Here is a 17,404-nt window from a genome sequence, read left to right as displayed (position 1 = left end):
CCGGATGAAAATCTACATGGTGGGTGGCGCTGTGCGCGACCGTTTGCTGGGCCTGCCCGTGAATGACCACGACTGGGTGGTGGTGGGCTCGACGCCCGAGGCAATGCAGGCCCAGGGCTTTGTGCCCGTGGGCAAGGACTTTCCGGTGTTTCTGCACCCGCAGACCCACGAGGAATACGCGCTGGCGCGCACCGAACGCAAATCGGGCCGTGGCTACCACGGCTTTTCGATTGCCGCATCGCCCGACGTGACGCTGGAAGAAGACCTGGCGCGGCGCGACCTCACGATCAACGCCATGGCAGCCCCCGCAGACTGGACGGGCAGCGAAGCCGTGTTTGATCCCTACCACGGCCAGCAGGACCTGCAGGCCAAGGTGCTGCGCCATGTGACCCAAGCTTTTCGCGAAGACCCGGTGCGCATTCTGCGGCTGGCGCGCTTTGCCGCACGTTTTCATGATTTCTCCGTCGCCCCCGAAACCCTGGCGCTGATGCGCGAAATGGTGGCAGAGGGCGAAGTGGACGCACTGGTGCCCGAGCGCGTCTGGCAGGAGCTGGCGCGCGGCCTGATGGAAGCGCAGCCCTCGCGGATGTTCGAGGTGCTGCGCCAATGTGGCGCCCTCGCCCGCCTGCTGCCCGAGCTGGATCGCCTGTGGGGCGTGCCCCAGCGGGCCGACTACCACCCCGAGGTGGACACCGGCGTACACGTGATGATGGTGCTGGACCGCGCCGCCCAGCTGAATGCCCCGCTGGCCGTGCGCTGGGCCTGCATTGCGCACGACCTGGGCAAGGGCACGACCCCAGCCGATATATTGCCGCGCCACCTCGGCCACGAGGAGCGCAGTGTGGAGCTGGCCCGTGCCGTGCAGCAGCGCCTGCGTGTGCCCAGCGAGTGCGCCGACCTCGCCCTGCTGGTGGCTGCCGAGCATGGCAACATCCACCGCAGCCCGGGCATCGCCCCCGCCGCCGTGGTGCGGCTGCTGGAGCGCTGCGACGCCTTTCGCAAACCCGAGCGCTTTGCCGAAGCACTGCTCGCCTGCCAGTGCGATGCGCAGGGGCGGCTGGGACTGCAAGACAAGCCCTACCCGCAGCGCGAACAGCTGCAGCGCCTGCTGGCAGTGGCGCAAGCCGTCAGCACCAAGCAAGTCGCGGAGCGCGCCGCCCAGCTGGGCCGAAAAGGCGCCGAGATTGGCGCGATGGTGCACGAGGCACGCTGCCACGCGGTAGCGCAGGAGATGAAGGCCGAGCAGTAATGGCTTTTGGGAACTTGCTGACGCCCACGCTGTATGTGCGCATTGCACCCGATGCGGTCCTGATCCGCAGCAGCAACAGCGACGCCGTATGGAGCGATGAGGCATTGCTTGCCTTGCGTGCAGGCCCCCAACCCAGTGTTTTGGCCGCTGGTGCCGCCGCGCGGCTGGCAGTGGCGCAAACCCCGGGGGCCATCCTGTGCGAGCCGTTTGGCCACCCGCGCTGTCTGATCAGCGATTACGCAGCAGCGGAAGCGTTTCTGAAACGTGCACTGCTGTCCTATCTCAAGCTCAAGCGCGTCAATCGCTGGTTGATGCCATCGCCACACATGCTGCTGCATCCTTGCCCTGCGCCCGCCCAGGCAATTGGGGCTCTGACCGGGGTAGAGCACCGCGCCTTGCGAGAGCTGGGCCAACGCTGCGGGGCCCGCAGTGTGGAGTTGATTGCATCCACAGCCTTGAGCGAGGCACAGATTCAGGCACTGATGCAACGGGGGCCTGTTCGTGGCTAGCGCCACGAACCTCTTCACGAAGGCGGAGGCGCCACGGAGTGCAGCAGCACGGGTGCCTCTCCGTCTCCATTGACGCTTTCGAGCTGCACGCCAAAGCCCCACAGGCGCGCCGCATGCTTGAGCACCTCCTGCACATCGTCGGCCAGCGGACGGCCCTGGTACTGGGTGTGGCGCAGGGTCAGGCAACGGTCGCCGCGAAGATTCACGTTCCACACCTGGATATTGGGCTCGCGCGCGCCCAGGTCGTACTGCTGCGACAGCGTCTGGCGCAGCGTGCGGTAACCGTCTTCGTTGTGGATGGCGCTCACGAGCAACTCCCGCTCGCTGGCGTCGTCGTGGATGGCGAACAGACGCATGTCGCGCATCAGTTTCGGGCTCAGGTACTGGCCGATGAAGCTCTCGTCCTTGTAGTTCTGCATGCCGTGGTGCAGCGCAGGCAGCCACGGCGTGCCCGCCAGATCGGGGAACCAGCGCCGGTCTTCGTCGGTCGGGTGTTCGCAGATGCGCTGGATGTCGCGGTACATCGCAAAACCCAGCGCATAGGGGTTGATGCCGCTGTAGGCGCGGTGTCCGGCAGGCGGCTGGTAGATGACATTGGTGTGCGACGAGAGCCATTCGATCATCACGCCATCGGTAAGCCACCCCTCGTCGTACAGCGTGTTGAGCAGCGTGTAATGCCAGAAGGTGGCCCAGCCCTCGTTCATCACCTGGGTCTGGCGCTGCGGGTAGAAGTACTGCGCAATCTTGCGCACGATGCGCACCACTTCACGCTGCCAGGGCTCCAGCAGCGGGGCGTTCTTTTCGATGAAGTACAGCAGGTTCTCTTCCGGCTCCTTGGGAAACCGCTCGTGGTGCTGCGCCGGGCTGTTCTTGTCCGGGCGCGCGGGCAGGGTGCGCCACAGCTCGTTGATCTGCTGCTGGGCGTAGGCCTCGCGCTGCTCGCGCTCGGCGCGCTCGCGCGCCAGGGTTTTCTTGGAAGGACGGCGGTAGCGGTCCACGCCCAGGTTGGCCAGGGCGTGGCATGAATCCAGCCACTGCTCCACAGTATCGAGCCCGTGCTTTTCCTCGCACTGGGCGATGAAGTCGCGGGCATAGAGCAGGTAGTCGATGATGCTGCCCGCATCCGTCCACATGCCAAACAGGTAGTTGCCCTTGAAGAAGCTGTTGTGCCCGTAGGCCGCATGGGCAATCACCAGGGCCTGCATGGCGGTGGTGTTCTCCTCCATCAGGTAGCTGATGCAGGGGTTGGAGTTGATGACGATCTCGTAGGCCAGGCCCATGTGACCACGGCGGTAGCGCCGCTCGGTGGCCAGAAACTCCTTGCCATAGCTCCAGTGGCGGTAACCGACAGGCATGCCCACGCTGGCGTAGGCGTCCATCATCTGCTCGGCCGAGATCACCTCCAGCTGGTTGGGGTAGGTGTCGAGGCCATAGCGCTCGGCCGTGGCGGCAATGGCCGCGTGGTAACGCTCGATCAGCTCGAACGTCCAGTCGCTCGGATCGGGCAATGGCTGCCCCGGGCGTTTGCCCGCTGGCCGGGGCGTGGCAGGCACGTCGCGCTGGGAGCGGTCGCTGGAGAGTGCCAGCTTCCAGTGGTGCGAGCCCTTGCGCCGCGCCAGCACCGGGTATTGGGCAGGGTTCATGCGAGAAAGGTTCATACCGCCACCCCCTCCTTCTTGAACAGATCACGAAACACGGGGTAGATGTCGCCGGGCTCCGACACCTTGCGCATGGCGAAGTGCGGGAACAGCGGCAAGAGCTGGCTGTACTCCTCCCACAGGCTTTGCTCCTCCTGCACCACCTGCACGTAGGCAAAGTAGCGCACCAGCGGCAAAATCTTTTCGGTCAGCAGGTTGCGGCAGTTGCCGCCATCGTCTCCAAAGTTGTCGCCATCGCTGGCCTGGGCCACGTAGATGTTCCAGTCAGCCACGGGGTAGCGCGTGCGGATGATCTGGTCGAGCAGCACCAGCGCGCTGCTGACCACGGTGCCGCCGCTCTCGGTGGAATGGAAGAACTCGTCCTCGCCCACTTCGGCAGCCTGCGTGTGGTGGCGGATGAAGACGATGTCGATCTTCTCGTAGTGGCGCGTGAGAAACAGGTACAGCAGGATGAAGAAGCGTTTGGCCAGGTCCTTGCGCGCCTGGTCCATCGAGCCCGACACGTCCATCACGCAGAACATCACGGCCTGGCTGCTGGGCTCGGGCACCTTGGTGCGGCTGCGAAAGCGCAGATCCAGCGGATCGAGAAACGCCACCTTGCCCATGCGTGCCTGCAGCCCGGCAATGCGCTGCTGCAGCTCGGCCACGGCCTCGCTCGTGCCGTCATCCTGCTCCAGCAGGGACGCCAGCTCGTCTTCGAGCGCCTTGAGCTCGCGGTGTGGCGCCTTGGTGAGGGCGATGCGCCGGCCCAGCGCGCCGCGCATGGTGCGCAGCACAGCCAGGTTGTGCGGCGTGCCGTCGTGGCTGTAGCCGGCGCGGCGCGTCTTGTACTGCATCGTGCTGGCAATGTGGGTGCGCAGCAGGCGCGGCAGGGCCAGATCTTCAAAGAACAGTTCCATGAACTCTTCCTTGGTCAGGGTGAAGGTGAAGTCGTCTTCGCCCTCCCCGCTGTCGCTGGCCTGCGAGCCCTGGCCGCCGCCTCCGCCCTGGGGCCGGGCGATGCGATCACCCCGCACATGCTCGGTATTGCCCGGGTGCACGGTGTCGCGCACGCCGCCCTGGCCATGGTGAAAGACGGGTTCTCGGATGTCCTTGCGCGGGATGGTGATGTTCTCGGCCTGCTCGATATGGCGGATATCGCGCTTGGAGACGGCGCGGCGCACCGCCTCGGCGATCTGCTCCTTGTAGCGGCGCACGAAGCGCTCGCGGTTGCCCACCGACTTGTTCTTGCCTGCGAGCCTGCGGTCGATGATTTGCAATGCCATCTATGCCCCCCATGCATGGTCGGCCCGGCGCGTTCGGTACCGGCGCGCCGTTCCCGCTGCCTCAGCTGCTCTTGCGCACGCGCAGGTACCACTCGCACAGCAGGCGCACCTGCTTGGGCGTGTAGCCTTTGGCTTCCATGCGGGTGACGAAATCCTCGTGCTTGCGCGCATCCTCGGCACTGGCCTTGGCGTTGAAGCTGATGACGGGCAGCAGCTCTTCGGTGTTGGAGAACATCTTCTTCTCGATCACCAGGCGCAGCTTTTCGTAGCTGGTCCAGCTCGGGTTCTTGCCCTGATTGTTGGCGCGCGCGCGCAGCACGAAGTTGACGATCTCGTTGCGGAAATCCTTCGCATTGGCGATGCCGGCAGGCTTTTCCACCTTCTCCAGCTCGGCGTTGAGCGCATTGCGGTCAAACACCTCGCCGGTGTCGGTGTCGCGGTACTCGCTGTCCTGGATCCAGTAGTCGGCGTAGGTGACGTAGCGGTCGAAGATGTTCTGGCCGTACTCGCTGTAGCTTTCCAGATAGGCGGTCTGGATTTCCTTGCCGATGAACTCGGCGTAATGCGGCGACAGGTATTCCTTGATGTAGCTGGTGTAGCGGGTCTCCAGCTCGGCAGGGAACTGCTCGCGCTCGATCTGCTGCTCCAGCACATACATCAGGTGCACCGGATTGGCCGCCACCTCGGTGCTGTCGTAGTTGAACACCTTGGACAGGATCTTGAAGGCAAAGCGTGTGGAGATACCCGACATGCCTTCGTCCACACCGGCGTAGTCGCGGTATTCCTGGTAGCTCTTGGCGCGCGGGTCGGTGTCCTTGAGGCTTTCGCCGTCGTAGACCTGCATCTTGCTGAAAATGCTGGAGTTCTCGGGCTCCTTCAGGCGCGTGAGCACCGCAAACTGCGCCATCATCTTGAGCGTGCCGGGCGCGCAGACGGCGCTGGCCAGCGAGGATTCGCGGATGAGCTTTTCGTAGATGCGCACTTCCTCCGACACGCGCAGGCAATACGGCACCTTGACGATGTAGACCCGGTCGAGAAACGCCTCGTTGTTGCGGTTGTTGCGGAAGGCCTTCCACTCGCTCTCGTTGCTGTGGGCCAGCACCAGGCCGTCAAAGGGAATGGCGCCAAAGCCCTCCGTTCCCTTGTAATTGCTCTCCTGGGTGGCTGTGAGCAGCGGGTGCAGCACCTTGATGGGCGCCTTGAACATTTCGACAAACTCCAGCATGCCCTGGTTGGCCAGGCACAGGCCTCCCGAGTAGCTGTAGGCGTCGGTGTCGTCCTGGGCAAAGTTCTCGAGCTTGCGGATGTCGACCTTGCCCACGAGGCTCGATATATCCTGGTTGTTCTCATCGCCCGGCTCGGTCTTGGCAATGGCCACCTGCCGGGAGATGCTGGGGTAGCGTTTGACGACCCGGAACTGGCGGATATCGCCACCGTATTCCTCCAGGCGCTTGACGGCCCAGGGCGAGAGCACGTGGTTGAGGCAGCGGCGCGGAATGCCAAACTGCTCTTCAAGCAGCGGGCCATCCTCCACCGGATCGAACAGGCCCAGCGGCGATTCGTTCACGGGAGAGCCCTTGAGTGCGTAGAACGGCACCTTCTGCATCAGGTACTTCAGGCGCTCGGCGATAGAGCTCTTGCCGCCCCCCACTGGGCCCAGCAGGTAAAGAATCTGCTTGCGCTCTTCCAGGCCCTGCGCGGCATGGCGGAAGAAGCTCACCACCTGCTCGATGGAGTCTTCCATGCCGTAGAACTCTGCAAACGCAGGGTAGCGGCGGATCACCTTGTTGGCGAACAGGCGGGAGAGGTGTGGATCATTGCGGGTATCTATCATCTCCGGCTCGCCGATGGCGGCCAGCATGCGGTGCGCAGCCCCTTCGTAGACCATCGGGTCGCGCTGGCACAGAACAAGAAACTCGTCGAGCGACATTTCCTCTTCGCGCAGGCGCACGTAGCGGGCGGCAGAGTTGCTGATGACATCCATACGACCTCCGTGGCGGCACCAAAGGGGCTGACCATGCCGCAAAGTTGCAACACATTCGTTATCGTGACTTGGTTGTAGCACCTTACACCAGCTTTGACCAGTCCACCTGTCCTACACACGGATGTCCGCAATGGGGGCAGTATTTCTGGTTCCAGCACCACCACCCGCCTGGGGCCTGTAAAGACGCCCGCACCCCTTCGGATTCGTGCGCGCCAACGCGCCTCCGACACCCCTCCAATCCCTCGCCAAAGCGCGCCACTCCTACGTTGGGCGGCGCCCCTCCATCGTCATCAAATCGTTATGCAACTGTCATGAAGCTGCCATTTTGCGGTCGGATACTCGGTGCGCGCCACAGAGTACTTCGCCCCGCTTGTTGGGGCCTCTGTGGACTTTCCAATACACCACAAATCCCACGGAGTTACCGTTATGAGCGCAGTGTTGACATCGCGTCGTCGTCTCTTGCAACTATTGGGCGGTGCGCCCCTGCTGCCGCTCTCCGGCTCGCTGTCGGCAGCCGGTCTGCTGACCGCCTGCGGCGGCGGTGGCGATGACGACACCCCCTCCGCGCCATTCAAGTCGGTCAGCTTCGTCAGCATGGCTGCTCCCACCCTGGCAGTACCTGCTGCCATGGCCACCACTACCACCAACGCGGCAATGAGCATCCTCTACGCCGACAACAGCACCCGTGAAGTCAAGCTGGCCTACCAGCCCTTCTTCGTGACCGGCGACATGGTCTCCGACGGCAAGGGCGGCAAGATCCTGGCGGGTGGCTATGTGGACATCAACAACAAGCCCATCACCGACACCACCGTCGCCGGCAGCGAACGCCAGTTCTTCTCCGACTCGCCGGACGGCACCTCCCTGCTGACCGTGCCTGATGCCAAGGTGGACGGCGTCAAGGGCAAGCCCGTGTTTGCCGTGGTGCAGTTCGAATACACCACCTGGGCACGCGATGGCAAGACCGACATGTACGGCAAGCTACCCTCGCCCATCGCTGTGCTGACACTCGACCAAGACCAGGACAGCGGCAAGCTGAGCCTGGTGAAGTACCACAACGTGGACACCTCCAAGGTGCACGGCCTGTGGATCACCTGCGGCGCCAGCCTGTCGCCCTGGGGCACCCACCTGTCCAGCGAAGAATACGAGCCCGATGCGTTCACCGCTGCCAGCAACGCCCAGTTCAAGGCCTACAGCAAGAACCTGTACGGCGATGAAACCAAGGCCAACCCCTACCACTACGGCCACATGCCGGAAGTGACGGTGAACAAGGACGGCACCGCGTCGATCAAGAAGCATTTCTGCATGGGCCGCATCTCGCACGAGCTGGTGCAGGTGATGCCCGACGCGCGCACCGCACTGATGGGCGACGACGCCACCAACAGCGCCTACTTCGTGTTCGTGGCCGACAAGGCCAAGGACCTGTCCTCCGGCTCGCTGTACGCAGCCCAGGTGGGTGCAGGCTTCTCCATCGACCCTGCCACCGGCAGCGCTGCAGGCCTCACCTGGATCAAGCTCGGCTCGGCCACCAGCGCCGAAATCGAAAACCTGGCGAACACGCTCAAGCCCACCGACATCATGACCGTGGCGAGCAAGGACCCGGCAGATGCCAGCTTCACCAAGATCGTGGCCAATGGCAAGACCGAGTGGATCAAGATCAACCCCGGCATGGACAAGGCCGCTGCCTTCCTCGAAACCCACCGCTATGCTGCCTACAAGGGCGCCAGCATGGGCTTCACCAAGATGGAAGGCACCACCGTCAACGCCAAGGACAAGATCGCCTACTCTGCACTGCAGAACTGCGAAAAATCCATGGTGGCAGGTGATGCCGCCAACGTGCCAGGCAACGGCGTCTCCATCCCCAAGACCCTGAAGGCCGGTGCCGTGATGGCGCTGAACCTGCGCGGCGGCCAGAAGGACACCAGCGGCGCCGCCATCGACAGCGAATGGATGCCCATCGACACCAAGGCCCTGCTGGCAGGCGAAGACATTGCTGCAGACGCCCTGGGCAACACCGGCAACCCCAACAAGATCTGCAACCCTGACAACCTCAAGTTTTCGGAGAAGATGCGCACCCTGTTCATCGGCGAAGACAGCGGCCAGCACGTGAACAACTTCCTGTGGGCCTACAACGTCGACACCAAGCAGCTCTCGCGCATCCTGTCGATCCCTGCGGGCGGCGAATCCACCGGCCTGCATGCGGTGGACGAAATCAACGGCTGGACCTACATCATGAGCAACTTCCAGCACGCCGGTGACTGGGGCGCCATCCACAACGTGGTCAAGGAAAAGCTCGATCCGCTGATCAAGGCCAACTACAAGGACAAGTTCGGCGCTGCCGTGGGCTACCTGACCGGCGCGCCACAAGGCATCAAGCTGTAATCCCACGCTCCGCCAGCCGCGCTGGAGCACCAAAAGGGCCATCCTCGGATGGCCCTTTTTTCTTTTGATCGGGATGGGGTGAAAGCCGTTGGCTCGCGGCCCTGTACACCGGCGGCGCAGCTACCGAAAGCGCGTCAGACCACCGACTGCACCCAGCGCACGATATCGCCCGGCGGCAGGGCGCCCGAGATGCGCTGCACCTCCTGGCCCCCCTTGAACACCACCATGGTCGGAATGCTGCGGATATTGAAGGGCTGGGCCACATGCGGATAGGCCTCGGTATCGAGCTTGGCAAAGCGCACATAGGGCTCCAGCTGCTTGGCGGCCTGGGCAAAGCCGGGCGCCATCTGGCGGCAGGGCCCGCACCACGGTGCCCAGAAATCCACCACGACCGGAATCTGGTTGCGCCCCACCTGCCTGGCAAAACTTTCTGCATCAAGCTGCACCGGCTCGCCGGTGAACAGCGGCTGGTGGCAGCTGCCGCAATCGGGGTGTGCGCTCAACTGCTCGCGCTTGACGCGGTTGGTGGTATGGCAATGGGGGCACACAATGTGCAGGCTGTCTTCATGCATCGGCTTTTCTCCTTGGCCTGCACAGTTTGGACAGGCGACTGCCTTGCAACTGAAGGCGATTGCAGCATTTTCAAGCCGCGCCACGTCAGGCCTGGCCACGTCAGGCCGCGCCGCGTCAAGCCGGGCCGCGTCAGGCCAGGGTCAGCAGCACCGGCTGGTGGTCAGAGAGTTGCGTGGCGCCATCGCTGCGCCAGCCCTGCACATGGCCGCGCAGACTGTCGCTGACCAGCGCAAAATCGCAGGCCACCGGTGCCGGGCCCCAGGTGTGGTCGAACACGCAGAAGGTGGCAGGCTGCGGCGCATCGCCCTGCAGCACCTGCCAGCTGTTGTGCAGGCTGGCCACCCCAGGCGCTACCAGGGCCGCATATTCGGCGTCAAGCGGGCCCATGTTGAAATCACCGCACAGCACGGCATGTGGTGTGTGTACCGGCGTGGTGTAGGGCGTGGCAGCGGGCGCACTGCCGGGCGGCGCGCCGCACTGCGCCAGCGCCTCGGCGTGGATGCCTTGCAGCGCCCGCACCTGCGCCATGCGCTGCGTGGCGCTGTGGTATTCGAGGTGCGTCGTCATCACCCGCACCAGGCCCAGGTGCGGGTCGCGCACCGTCACCACCAGGCAGCCGCGCGGCATGCTCACCACGCCAGCTTCCGCCAGCCAGGGCAGCCGGTGCTGGGCCACCTCGGCTACCGCCAGGCGCGTGGCCACCAGGTTGCCAAAGCTGCGGCGCCGGCCGTGCGCATCAAAACCATCGGTGGTTGCCGCAAAAAACAGCTGCCAGCCGGGCAGCAAAGCCTGGATCTGGGCCACCTGATCGCCCGGGCCGCCTGCCAAGGCCTGGTGGCCCACTGCCACCTCCTGCAGGCACAGCACGTCGATGTCGCCCATGCCCTGCGCATGGCGGATGATGCGCGCCGGGTCGGCAACGCCATCGAGCCCGCAGCACCATTGCACGTTCCAGGTCAGTATCTGCATGCGCCCCAATACCTCGTCGAATGAAGACCAGGCGCCCACCCATCAAGCGCCAAATGCTACAAAAACATGAGAAAGCAACTGCACTACACGGCGTCGGCAGGCGCGCGCAGCTGAAACACATTGCCTTCGCAGTCCATGGCGTTGCAAGCCACGAAGCCGGGGCCCTGCCATTCGTCGTCAAACACCTGGCCGCCCAGCTGCGCGGCCAAGGCGCGGGCTGCTGCCATGGAATCCACGGTGGCGAAAAACTTCAGCGCCACATTGTCGCGCTTGGCGGGCGGCGTGGACACATGCACATGCTCGGCAATCGGTGCAGGAATGGCGTGAATCAGCAGCTGCAAGTGCGCCGATTGCAGCACCACGATCTCATCCCTGCGGTGCAGCTCGCGCATACCGAGGATTTGCGCGTAGAACTGCGCCAACAGGTCAAGGTTTTTGGCGTAGATCAGCACGCCAGCTGCTGCAGGTCCGGACATGGGTTGCTCCCAGAAAGATGCGCTGACTGTAACCGGCCTAGTGCCATTAACACAACCGTATTAGCGGTTACTGGAAGGTGTTTACTTGATACCTGCGCGCATGAAGCTCTGCACAAACTGCCGCTGGAACAGGATGAACCCCACCAGGAGCGGCGCCGAAGTCATCAAGGTGGCGGCGGTGATGGTGGACCAGTCCACGCCCTGCTCCACGCTGGAGAACACCTGCAGCCCCACGGTCAGCGGGCGCGACTCCACGCTGTTGGTAATGATCAGCGGCCAGAGAAAGTTGTTCCAGTGAAAGCTGACGGACACCAGCGCAAACGCCGTGTACACCGGCTTGGCCAGCGGCACGTACACCCGCCACAGGATCTGCAGGGTGCTTGCGCCTTCCACGCGCGCGGCCTCGTCCAGCTCCTTGGGGATGCCCATGAAGGTCTGGCGCAGCAAGAAGATGGCAAAGGCCGAGGCAAAGTACGGCAGGCCGATGGCAAACAGGGTGTCGACGAGACCCAGGCGCGCCATGGTCTGGTAGTTCTCCACCAGCAGGATGTCGGGCATGATCATCAGCTGCACCAGCACCAGTGCAAAGGCAATGTTCTTGCCACGGAACTGGTAGCGCGCAAAGGCGAACGCAGCCAGGGTGGAGAGCACCAGTTGCGCGGCCAGGATGATGGCCACGAGCAAGGTGGTGTTCAGAAAGTAGCGCGCAAAGGGCGCCGCTTCCCAGGCATTGCGGAAGTTCTGCAAGGTCCAGGGAGCGGTCAGGTCGAACCGGATGGCGTAGTCGCTGGGGTGGAAGGCCGTCCAGAACGCGTAGGCGAGCGGCAGTATCCACAGCAGCGCCAGCAGCCAGGCGGCCAGGGTGTCGAACCAGGTGTGGCGGTAGATCACGGCAGGTGCGGCGTTCATTTGTAATGCACCTTTTTATCGAGCACGAAAAACTGGAACAGCGCAACACTCGCCAGCACCACGACCAGCACCACGGTGATCGCCGCCGCGTAGGCGGTGTCCCAGAACTTGAAACCCACCTCGTACAGGTGGTAGAGCAGCAAGGTGGTGGCGTTGTCCGGGCCGCCGCGCGTCAGGATGAAGACGTGGTCCACCAGCCGGAAGGCGTTGATCACCGCGTTGACCAGCACGAACAAGGTGGTCGGCATCAGCAGCGGCCACTGCACGCGGCGGAAGAAATACCAGCGCGATGCGCCTTCAATGGCAGCCGCCTCCTTCAGGCTGGGGTTGAGCGTCTGCAGCGCGGCCAGGTAGAAGATCATGAAAAAGCCCGCTTCCTTCCACACCGCCACCAGGGTGACCGCGCCCAGCGCCGTGGACGGACTGCCCAGCCAGTTGTGCGACGGCAGGCCCAGCGCCGTGGTGACCTGCTCCAGCAGACCGTACTGCGGCGTGTAGAAGAACAGCCAGATATTGGCCACCGCAATCATCGGCAGCACCGTGGGCGTGAAATACGCCATGCGGATGAAGGTGCGGCCCGCGATGCGCTCGTTCACCCACACCGCCATCAAGAGCGCCAGACCGATGGACGCCGGAATGGTGGCCGCCGCAAACCACAGGTTGTTACGCACCGCCTGCCAGAACACCGGGTCATCGACCATGGTTTCATAGTTTTCCAGCCCCACCCACACGGCAGCGCGCGCGCCTTTGGGGGTGGAATAGAAACTGTCGATGAAGGTGGCCACCGCTGGCCAGTGGGTGAAGGTGACCAGCAGCACCAGCGCAGGCAGGAGCAGCAGCCAGGCGTGGATGCTGCGCTGGCCCGAGCCGGCGGCGGAGGAGGAAGATGCACTCATTCCAATCGATTTCTTTTTCTACGTGGTGAAGCTATCGCACCGCACGGGCATGCATACAAACGCTGAGGCGGCAATGACGCATCAGGGCCTGCATGCACGCCCCGCGGTCATCACTGGTAGCTGCGCAGGATGCGATCCGCTTCTTTCTGCGCATCCTTCATGGCCTGCGCCGAAGTCTTGGTGCCATTGAGCGCAGCCTGCACGGCGTCGTTCAGCGCCTTGGTCACGCGCTGGTTGTCATGCGTCGAGAACTCGGCCACCGACACGGGCAGTTGATCGCGCGCCACCAGCGCCTGCGGGAACTCCTGTCCGTACTTCTTGAGGGCTGGCGTGTCGTACGCGGCAGGCGACACGGCCACGTAGCCGCTGTCCATGCTCCACTGCGCGGCGCGCTCGGGCTGGGTCACCCACTTGGCAAATTCGAACGCGGCCTGCTGCTGCTCCTTGGGCGCCTTCTTGAAGATATAGAAATTGCCGCCGCCGGTGGGCGAGCCGCCCTTGCGCACATTGCCAGCGATCTGGCCCACGCCGAAATCGAACTTGGCGTTGGCCTTCAGGTTGGTCAGGTTGCCGGTGGTGGTAATGATGATGGCGGCCTTCTTCTCCATGAAGTCCTTGGGGGTGGTGCCCCACTCGACCACGCCCTTGGGGTGCACGCCTTCCTTGGTCAGGTTGACCCAGAAATCCAGTGCCTCGATGACCTTGGGGTTGTCGAAGGTGACCTTGGTGCCCGCCTCGTTGGCCAGCAGCACGTCGTTGGGGGTGGTCAGGGTCTGCAGCATCCAGTAGGCAAAGCCGGTGGATGGAATCTGGATGCCGTACTGCGTGACGTTGCCATTGGCATCTTTTTTGGTGAGCTTCTTGGCAGCCTCGTTCAGCTCCTTCCAGGTGGCGGGGGCCTTGTTCGGATCCAGGCCCGCTTCCTTGAAGGCGTCCTTGTTGTAGTACATCACCACCGTCGAGCGCTGGAAAGGCACACCCCAGGTCTTGCCGCCGGTCTGGCTGTTGGCCATGAAGGCCGGGTAGAAGCCCTTGAGCCAGGCCTTGTCGGCGTCGGTCTTCACAAAATCGTCAATCGGCGCAATGGCGTCTTCGTCGATCAGCGTGAACATGTCGGTGGACAGCAGCACCGAGGTGGCTGGCGCCTTGCCCGATTTGTTGGCCGTGAGTGCCTTGACGATGGTTTCCTGGTAGGTGCCCGCATAGATCGGCGTGATCTTGTACTGGGGATGCGCCTTGTTGAAATCCGCCGCATAGCCGTCGATCACCTTGGTGATCGGGCCGCCCACGGCCACCGGGTAGTAGAACGGCACTTCCAGCGGATCGGCAGCGTGGGCGACCGTGGCGGTCAGGCCCAGCATGGCGGCGCTGGTGGCGAGAATGGTTTTCAAGAACGTATGGCGTTGCACGGGATCACTCCTGTTATCGGCAAAAAAGCAAAGTGCGAAAGACCAAAAAGGTCAGAAAAGGGAACCGGAAGCTGGGCGGCCTCACTGCATGCGCCGGCCTTCGGCGTCAAAAAAGTGCATGTCTTCCACCTGCCAGGCCAATGGCATGGCCTGCCCGGTACTGATGTGGTGCTGGCCGGGCGCGCGCACGGTGATCTGCTCGCTGCCGATTGCGCAGCGCAGCACCACATCGGCGCCCAGGTATTCCTGCCCGGCAAGCTGTGCGTTCACGCCGCCCTGGCCCAGCGCCACGGCTTCGGGCCGCAGGCCCAGCCAGGCAGCACCCAGCGGCGCGGCCAGCCGCACGTCGCTGCCGGCAATGGCGCCGTCGTCGAGCTTGAGCAGGTTCATGGCAGGCGTGCCGATAAAGCGCGCCGCGAACGTGGTGGCGGGCCTCGCATACATGTCGCGCGGCGCGGCGCATTGCTCCACCCTGCCCTGGTGCAGCAGCACCACCTGGTCGGCCATGCTCATGGCTTCGGCCTGGTCGTGCGTTACATAGACCACGGTCAGCCCCAGGCGCTGCTGCAGCTCGCGCAGCTCGGCGCGCATCTCCTGGCGCAGTTGTGCATCCAGGTTGGAGAGCGGCTCGTCCATCAGGCATACATGGGCTTGCGCCACCAGCGCACGCCCCAGGGCCACGCGCTGCTGCTGGCCGCCCGAGAGCTGGCCGGGCCTGCGGTCCAGCAGGTGCGACAGGCCCAGCAGATCGGCTGCGTCCTTGAGGCGCTTGTCGGCCTCTGCCTTGGGCACCTTGCGCACCGACAGGCCAAAGCCGATGTTCTCGGCCACGCTCAGGTGGGGAAACAGCGCATAGTTCTGGAAGACCATGGCAATGCCGCGCTGCGCAGGCGGCAGATGGGTGACGTCCTTGCCACCGATCAAGACCTTGCCGGAGGTGGCATTCTCCAGCCCCGCAATGATGCGCAAGGTGGTGGATTTGCCGCAGCCCGACGGCCCCAGCAGCACACAGAAACTGCCCGGCGCGATCTTCAGATCCACGGAATGCAAGGCCGTGGTGTTGCCCCAGGACTTGGCAACCTGCGTTAACTCAATGGATGACATCGCCCCAGTGTATGAAGGTACGATGACAATTTGTTTACAAACTTTCCCGCATATCCGTGCGATATCAAAGTGCCAGCGGTCGCATGGGTGGGCTGATTGCGTTACATCTATGACAGTTTGGCGGCGCAGGCCCGGCGCTAGACGTAACGCGCAATCCCCGCCGCCACCATGCTCAGCAGCACCGTGGTGGCAATCGGCAGCCAGATCTTTCGGCCAAAGACCGTGATCTCGAAATCGCCCGGCAGGCGCCCGAGGCCGATCTTGCGCAGCAGCGCAGAAAAGCCGTTGAGCAGCAACAGCGCAAGAAAGACGACGATCAGCCAGCGGAACATAGCTGCCAGTGTAGGGCTTGCGAGGCCTTACAAGCCCTGCTCTACCCCGTACACCTGCTCGCCTGCCACCCAGGTGGCATCGACACGCAGCGTGCCAATGTCTGCGGCGGGCATGCTGAAGATGTCGCCGCTCAGCACGGCAAAGCTCGCTTCAAAGCCCGGGGCGATCTGGCCCAGTTGCCCCTCGAAGGGCGAGAGGCTGGCTGCGCGCGCGGTGTAGAGCAGCACGGCCTGTGGCACGGTCAGCGCCTGGCTGTCCACAATGGGCGCGCCGTTGTAGGCGCGGCGCTGCACGGCCGCCTGGATGGAGACGAAGACATTGTCCGGATCGGCCCAGGTGGTGGCCGGAGCATCGGACGACAGCGCCACGTGCGCAATCTCCTGGTAGAAGGTCTTGAGCGCGTAGGACTGGTCAAACTCCGAATCGACCAGGTTCTCGGTATAGGCGTCGTACTCGGCAAACATGAAGATGATCTGCGTGGCCACGCCCCATTGCATGGGCATGGCATTCATCTGCGCGATCTGCGCGGGCTTGAGCAAGGTGGCGTGCTCCAGCCGCACCGACGGAATGCCGCCGGGCAGCCAGGGCTGCTTGTCGGCAAAGAAATCGATCACCAGTTGCAGCGCGGCATCGCCCATGGCGTGCACAGCCATCTGCACGCCGTTGGCCCGCGACCATTCGTAGGCCTGCTCCAGCGCCGCGCTGGTGAGCAGCGACATGCCAAACAGGCTGCCGGTTTGGCTGCCGGTATGTTTGTAGGCGCAGCTGCACCAGGCGGTCTTGCCGGAGATGGAGCCATCGGCAAACAGCTTGATGCCGGCAATCTTGACGCGCCCCTCCTTCTGCGCGGCCTGCAGGCCTGCCAGCAGATCGCCCTTGCAGGGCTCCCACGAAAAATACAGCGCCGCCTGCTGCCTAAAGCCCGCCTGCGCTGCATCGCGGTACACATCGAGGTGGTGAAACGGCTGGGTGAAGGCCATCATGTCGGTCACGGCGACGATGCCGCGTTCGCTGAAACGCTGCGAGGTGCGCGCCAGGCTGCCCACGGCCTGCGCGTAATCCTGCACGGCCTTGGCGCGCTGCACCACGCTGTTGGCGGCCAGCTCGGTCAGTACGCCGTTGGGGGTGCCATCCGCGTCGCGGCCAAAGTGGCCGCCGATGGGATCGGGAGTCTCCCGGCCAATGCCTGCCAGTTGCAGTGCCCGGGTGTTGCAGATGCCCGAGTGGCAGTCGGAGCGCCCCACATAGACCGGTTGTGTGGTGGAGACTTGATCGAGGTCATGCCGCGTAGGCGTGCGCCCTTCCTTCAGCTTGGATTCGTCATAGCCCCAGCCTTCGATCCAGTCGTTCGGGCCCATGCCTGCCTTGGGGTGCTTGCGGAGCGCGGCAACCAGGCCCGGAATGTCTTCGACCAGCGGCACGGTGCAGGGCACGGCATCCACGATCTGCGACAGAAAGGTGGGGTGGGTGTGCACATCGATGAAGCCCGGCACCACGGTCTTGCCCTGCAGATCGATCTGCAGGTCTGCGGCGGGCTGCTGCCCATCACCCGCACCGCCCGTATCGTTTACATGACCCACCCAGGTGATCTTGCCGTCCCTGACGGTAAAGGCGGAGGCAAACTCGGTTTCGCTGCGCCCGGTGAAGACTTTGGCATTGGTGAACAGGCAGGAAGGCATGGCGGAGGCGGT

Annotated in this window: 15 protein-coding genes; 3 read left to right on the top strand and 12 right to left on the bottom strand. The window is 63.9% G+C overall.

The features are described from left to right. Positions 1–4: 4 nt before the first annotated feature. Together ABIE32_RS03110 and ABIE32_RS03105 are read left to right on the top strand one after the other, a co-directional pair. The gene (locus ABIE32_RS03110; protein ID WP_429013845.1) at positions 5–1,249 is read left to right on the top strand and encodes a multifunctional CCA addition/repair protein; all 1,245 of its coding nucleotides are present in this window, start codon (positions 5–7) and stop codon (positions 1,247–1,249) included. Continuing rightward, the gene (locus tag ABIE32_RS03105; RefSeq protein ID WP_429013842.1) at positions 1,249–1,758 is read left to right on the top strand and encodes a rod shape-determining protein; all 510 of its coding nucleotides are present in this window, start codon (positions 1,249–1,251) and stop codon (positions 1,756–1,758) included. The genes ABIE32_RS03110 and ABIE32_RS03105 overlap by 1 nt, the downstream gene beginning before the upstream one ends. 14 nt (positions 1,759–1,772) lie before the next feature. Here the strand turns inward: ABIE32_RS03105 and ABIE32_RS03100 are convergent, their stop codons facing one another. From ABIE32_RS03100 to ABIE32_RS03090, 3 genes are all read right to left on the bottom strand, one after another. Then, the gene (locus ABIE32_RS03100) at positions 1,773–3,401 is read right to left on the bottom strand and encodes a SpoVR family protein (protein WP_429014245.1); all 1,629 of its coding nucleotides are present in this window, start codon (positions 3,399–3,401) and stop codon (positions 1,773–1,775) included. A gap of 11 nt (positions 3,402–3,412) precedes the next feature. Continuing rightward, positions 3,413–4,681 carry a YeaH/YhbH family protein gene (locus ABIE32_RS03095; RefSeq protein WP_224153154.1) on the bottom strand — a complete coding sequence of 423 codons (1,269 nt, stop codon included), beginning with the start codon at positions 4,679–4,681 and terminating at the stop codon, positions 3,413–3,415. A gap of 61 nt (positions 4,682–4,742) precedes the next feature. Beyond that, the gene (locus ABIE32_RS03090; protein ID WP_224153153.1) at positions 4,743–6,665 is read right to left on the bottom strand and encodes a PrkA family serine protein kinase; all 1,923 of its coding nucleotides are present in this window, start codon (positions 6,663–6,665) and stop codon (positions 4,743–4,745) included. A 426-nt stretch (positions 6,666–7,091) separates the two neighbouring features. On the opposite strand from ABIE32_RS03090, the gene ABIE32_RS03085 reads away from it, so the two are divergent. Next, on the top strand, positions 7,092–9,044 hold the full coding sequence (locus tag ABIE32_RS03085) for a PhoX family protein (protein WP_224153152.1): 1,953 nt from the start codon (positions 7,092–7,094) through the stop codon (positions 9,042–9,044). A 134-nt stretch (positions 9,045–9,178) separates the two neighbouring features. On the opposite strand, the gene trxC is transcribed toward ABIE32_RS03085, so the two are convergent. The 9 genes from trxC to ABIE32_RS03040 all read right to left on the bottom strand — a co-directional run bounded on the left by trxC (position 9,179) and on the right by ABIE32_RS03040 (position 17,392). Continuing rightward, positions 9,179–9,616, bottom strand: coding sequence for a thioredoxin TrxC (gene trxC, locus ABIE32_RS03080; RefSeq protein ID WP_224153151.1), 438 nt, complete (start codon positions 9,614–9,616; stop codon positions 9,179–9,181). A 130-nt stretch (positions 9,617–9,746) separates the two neighbouring features. Next, entirely contained in the window at positions 9,747–10,586 is an 840-nt protein-coding gene (locus tag ABIE32_RS03075) for an endonuclease/exonuclease/phosphatase family protein (RefSeq protein ID WP_429013837.1), read from the bottom strand. 83 nt (positions 10,587–10,669) lie between these two features. After that, positions 10,670–11,062 carry a VOC family protein gene (locus ABIE32_RS03070; protein ID WP_429013835.1) on the bottom strand — a complete coding sequence of 131 codons (393 nt, stop codon included), beginning with the start codon at positions 11,060–11,062 and terminating at the stop codon, positions 10,670–10,672. 81 nt (positions 11,063–11,143) lie between these two features. Then, the gene (locus ABIE32_RS03065; RefSeq protein WP_184705285.1) at positions 11,144–11,971 is read right to left on the bottom strand and encodes a carbohydrate ABC transporter permease; all 828 of its coding nucleotides are present in this window, start codon (positions 11,969–11,971) and stop codon (positions 11,144–11,146) included. Continuing rightward, on the bottom strand, positions 11,968–12,867 hold the full coding sequence (locus tag ABIE32_RS03060) for a carbohydrate ABC transporter permease (protein ID WP_224153148.1): 900 nt from the start codon (positions 12,865–12,867) through the stop codon (positions 11,968–11,970). Before ABIE32_RS03060 ends, ABIE32_RS03065 begins: the two co-directional genes overlap by 4 nt. Positions 12,868–12,977: 110 nt before the next feature. Further along, positions 12,978–14,276 (bottom strand): ABC transporter substrate-binding protein, encoded by a 1,299-nt coding sequence (locus ABIE32_RS03055; RefSeq protein ID WP_429013831.1) that lies wholly within the window; start codon positions 14,274–14,276, stop codon positions 12,978–12,980. An 81-nt stretch (positions 14,277–14,357) separates the two neighbouring features. Beyond that, positions 14,358–15,380, bottom strand: a complete 1,023-nt coding sequence (locus ABIE32_RS03050) for an ABC transporter ATP-binding protein (RefSeq protein WP_429013829.1) — start codon at positions 15,378–15,380, stop codon at positions 14,358–14,360. Positions 15,381–15,517: 137 nt separating this feature from the next. After that, entirely contained in the window at positions 15,518–15,712 is a 195-nt protein-coding gene (locus tag ABIE32_RS03045; protein WP_429013826.1) for a DUF2905 domain-containing protein, read from the bottom strand. A gap of 27 nt (positions 15,713–15,739) precedes the next feature. Continuing rightward, positions 15,740–17,392: an amidohydrolase gene (locus ABIE32_RS03040; RefSeq protein ID WP_429013824.1), complete on the bottom strand. Its 1,653-nt coding sequence runs from the start codon at positions 17,390–17,392 to the stop codon at positions 15,740–15,742. Positions 17,393–17,404: the final 12 nt, after the last annotated feature.

The sequence above is a fragment of the Comamonas sp. 4034 genome, from assembly GCF_050434545.1.
Taxonomy (GTDB): Bacteria; Pseudomonadota; Gammaproteobacteria; order Burkholderiales; family Burkholderiaceae_C; genus Comamonas; species Comamonas odontotermitis.
The sequence above is the reverse complement of the archived record's forward strand: the minus strand, read 5'-3'. Positions and strand labels throughout refer to the sequence as shown.

What these genes read in the sequence shown, in the direction of transcription:
- ABIE32_RS03110 (WP_429013845.1), top strand. Translation starts at nt 5, where the DNA reads ATGAAAATCTACATGGTGGGTGGCGCTGTGCGCGACCGTTTGCTGGGC.
- ABIE32_RS03105 (WP_429013842.1), top strand. Translation starts at nt 1,249, where the DNA reads ATGGCTTTTGGGAACTTGCTGACGCCCACGCTGTATGTGCGCATTGCA.
- ABIE32_RS03100 (WP_429014245.1), bottom strand. Translation starts at nt 3,401, where the DNA reads ATGAACCCTGCCCAATACCCGGTGCTGGCGCGGCGCAAGGGCTCGCAC.
- ABIE32_RS03095 (WP_224153154.1), bottom strand. Translation starts at nt 4,681, where the DNA reads ATGGCATTGCAAATCATCGACCGCAGGCTCGCAGGCAAGAACAAGTCG.
- ABIE32_RS03090 (WP_224153153.1), bottom strand. Translation starts at nt 6,665, where the DNA reads ATGGATGTCATCAGCAACTCTGCCGCCCGCTACGTGCGCCTGCGCGAA.
- ABIE32_RS03085 (WP_224153152.1), top strand. Translation starts at nt 7,092, where the DNA reads ATGAGCGCAGTGTTGACATCGCGTCGTCGTCTCTTGCAACTATTGGGC.
- trxC (WP_224153151.1), bottom strand. Translation starts at nt 9,616, where the DNA reads ATGCATGAAGACAGCCTGCACATTGTGTGCCCCCATTGCCATACCACC.
- ABIE32_RS03075 (WP_429013837.1), bottom strand. Translation starts at nt 10,586, where the DNA reads ATGCAGATACTGACCTGGAACGTGCAATGGTGCTGCGGGCTCGATGGC.
- ABIE32_RS03070 (WP_429013835.1), bottom strand. Translation starts at nt 11,062, where the DNA reads ATGTCCGGACCTGCAGCAGCTGGCGTGCTGATCTACGCCAAAAACCTT.
- ABIE32_RS03065 (WP_184705285.1), bottom strand. Translation starts at nt 11,971, where the DNA reads ATGAACGCCGCACCTGCCGTGATCTACCGCCACACCTGGTTCGACACC.
- ABIE32_RS03060 (WP_224153148.1), bottom strand. Translation starts at nt 12,867, where the DNA reads ATGAGTGCATCTTCCTCCTCCGCCGCCGGCTCGGGCCAGCGCAGCATC.
- ABIE32_RS03050 (WP_429013829.1), bottom strand. Translation starts at nt 15,380, where the DNA reads ATGTCATCCATTGAGTTAACGCAGGTTGCCAAGTCCTGGGGCAACACC.
- ABIE32_RS03045 (WP_429013826.1), bottom strand. Translation starts at nt 15,712, where the DNA reads ATGTTCCGCTGGCTGATCGTCGTCTTTCTTGCGCTGTTGCTGCTCAAC.
- ABIE32_RS03040 (WP_429013824.1), bottom strand. Translation starts at nt 17,392, where the DNA reads ATGCCTTCCTGCCTGTTCACCAATGCCAAAGTCTTCACCGGGCGCAGC.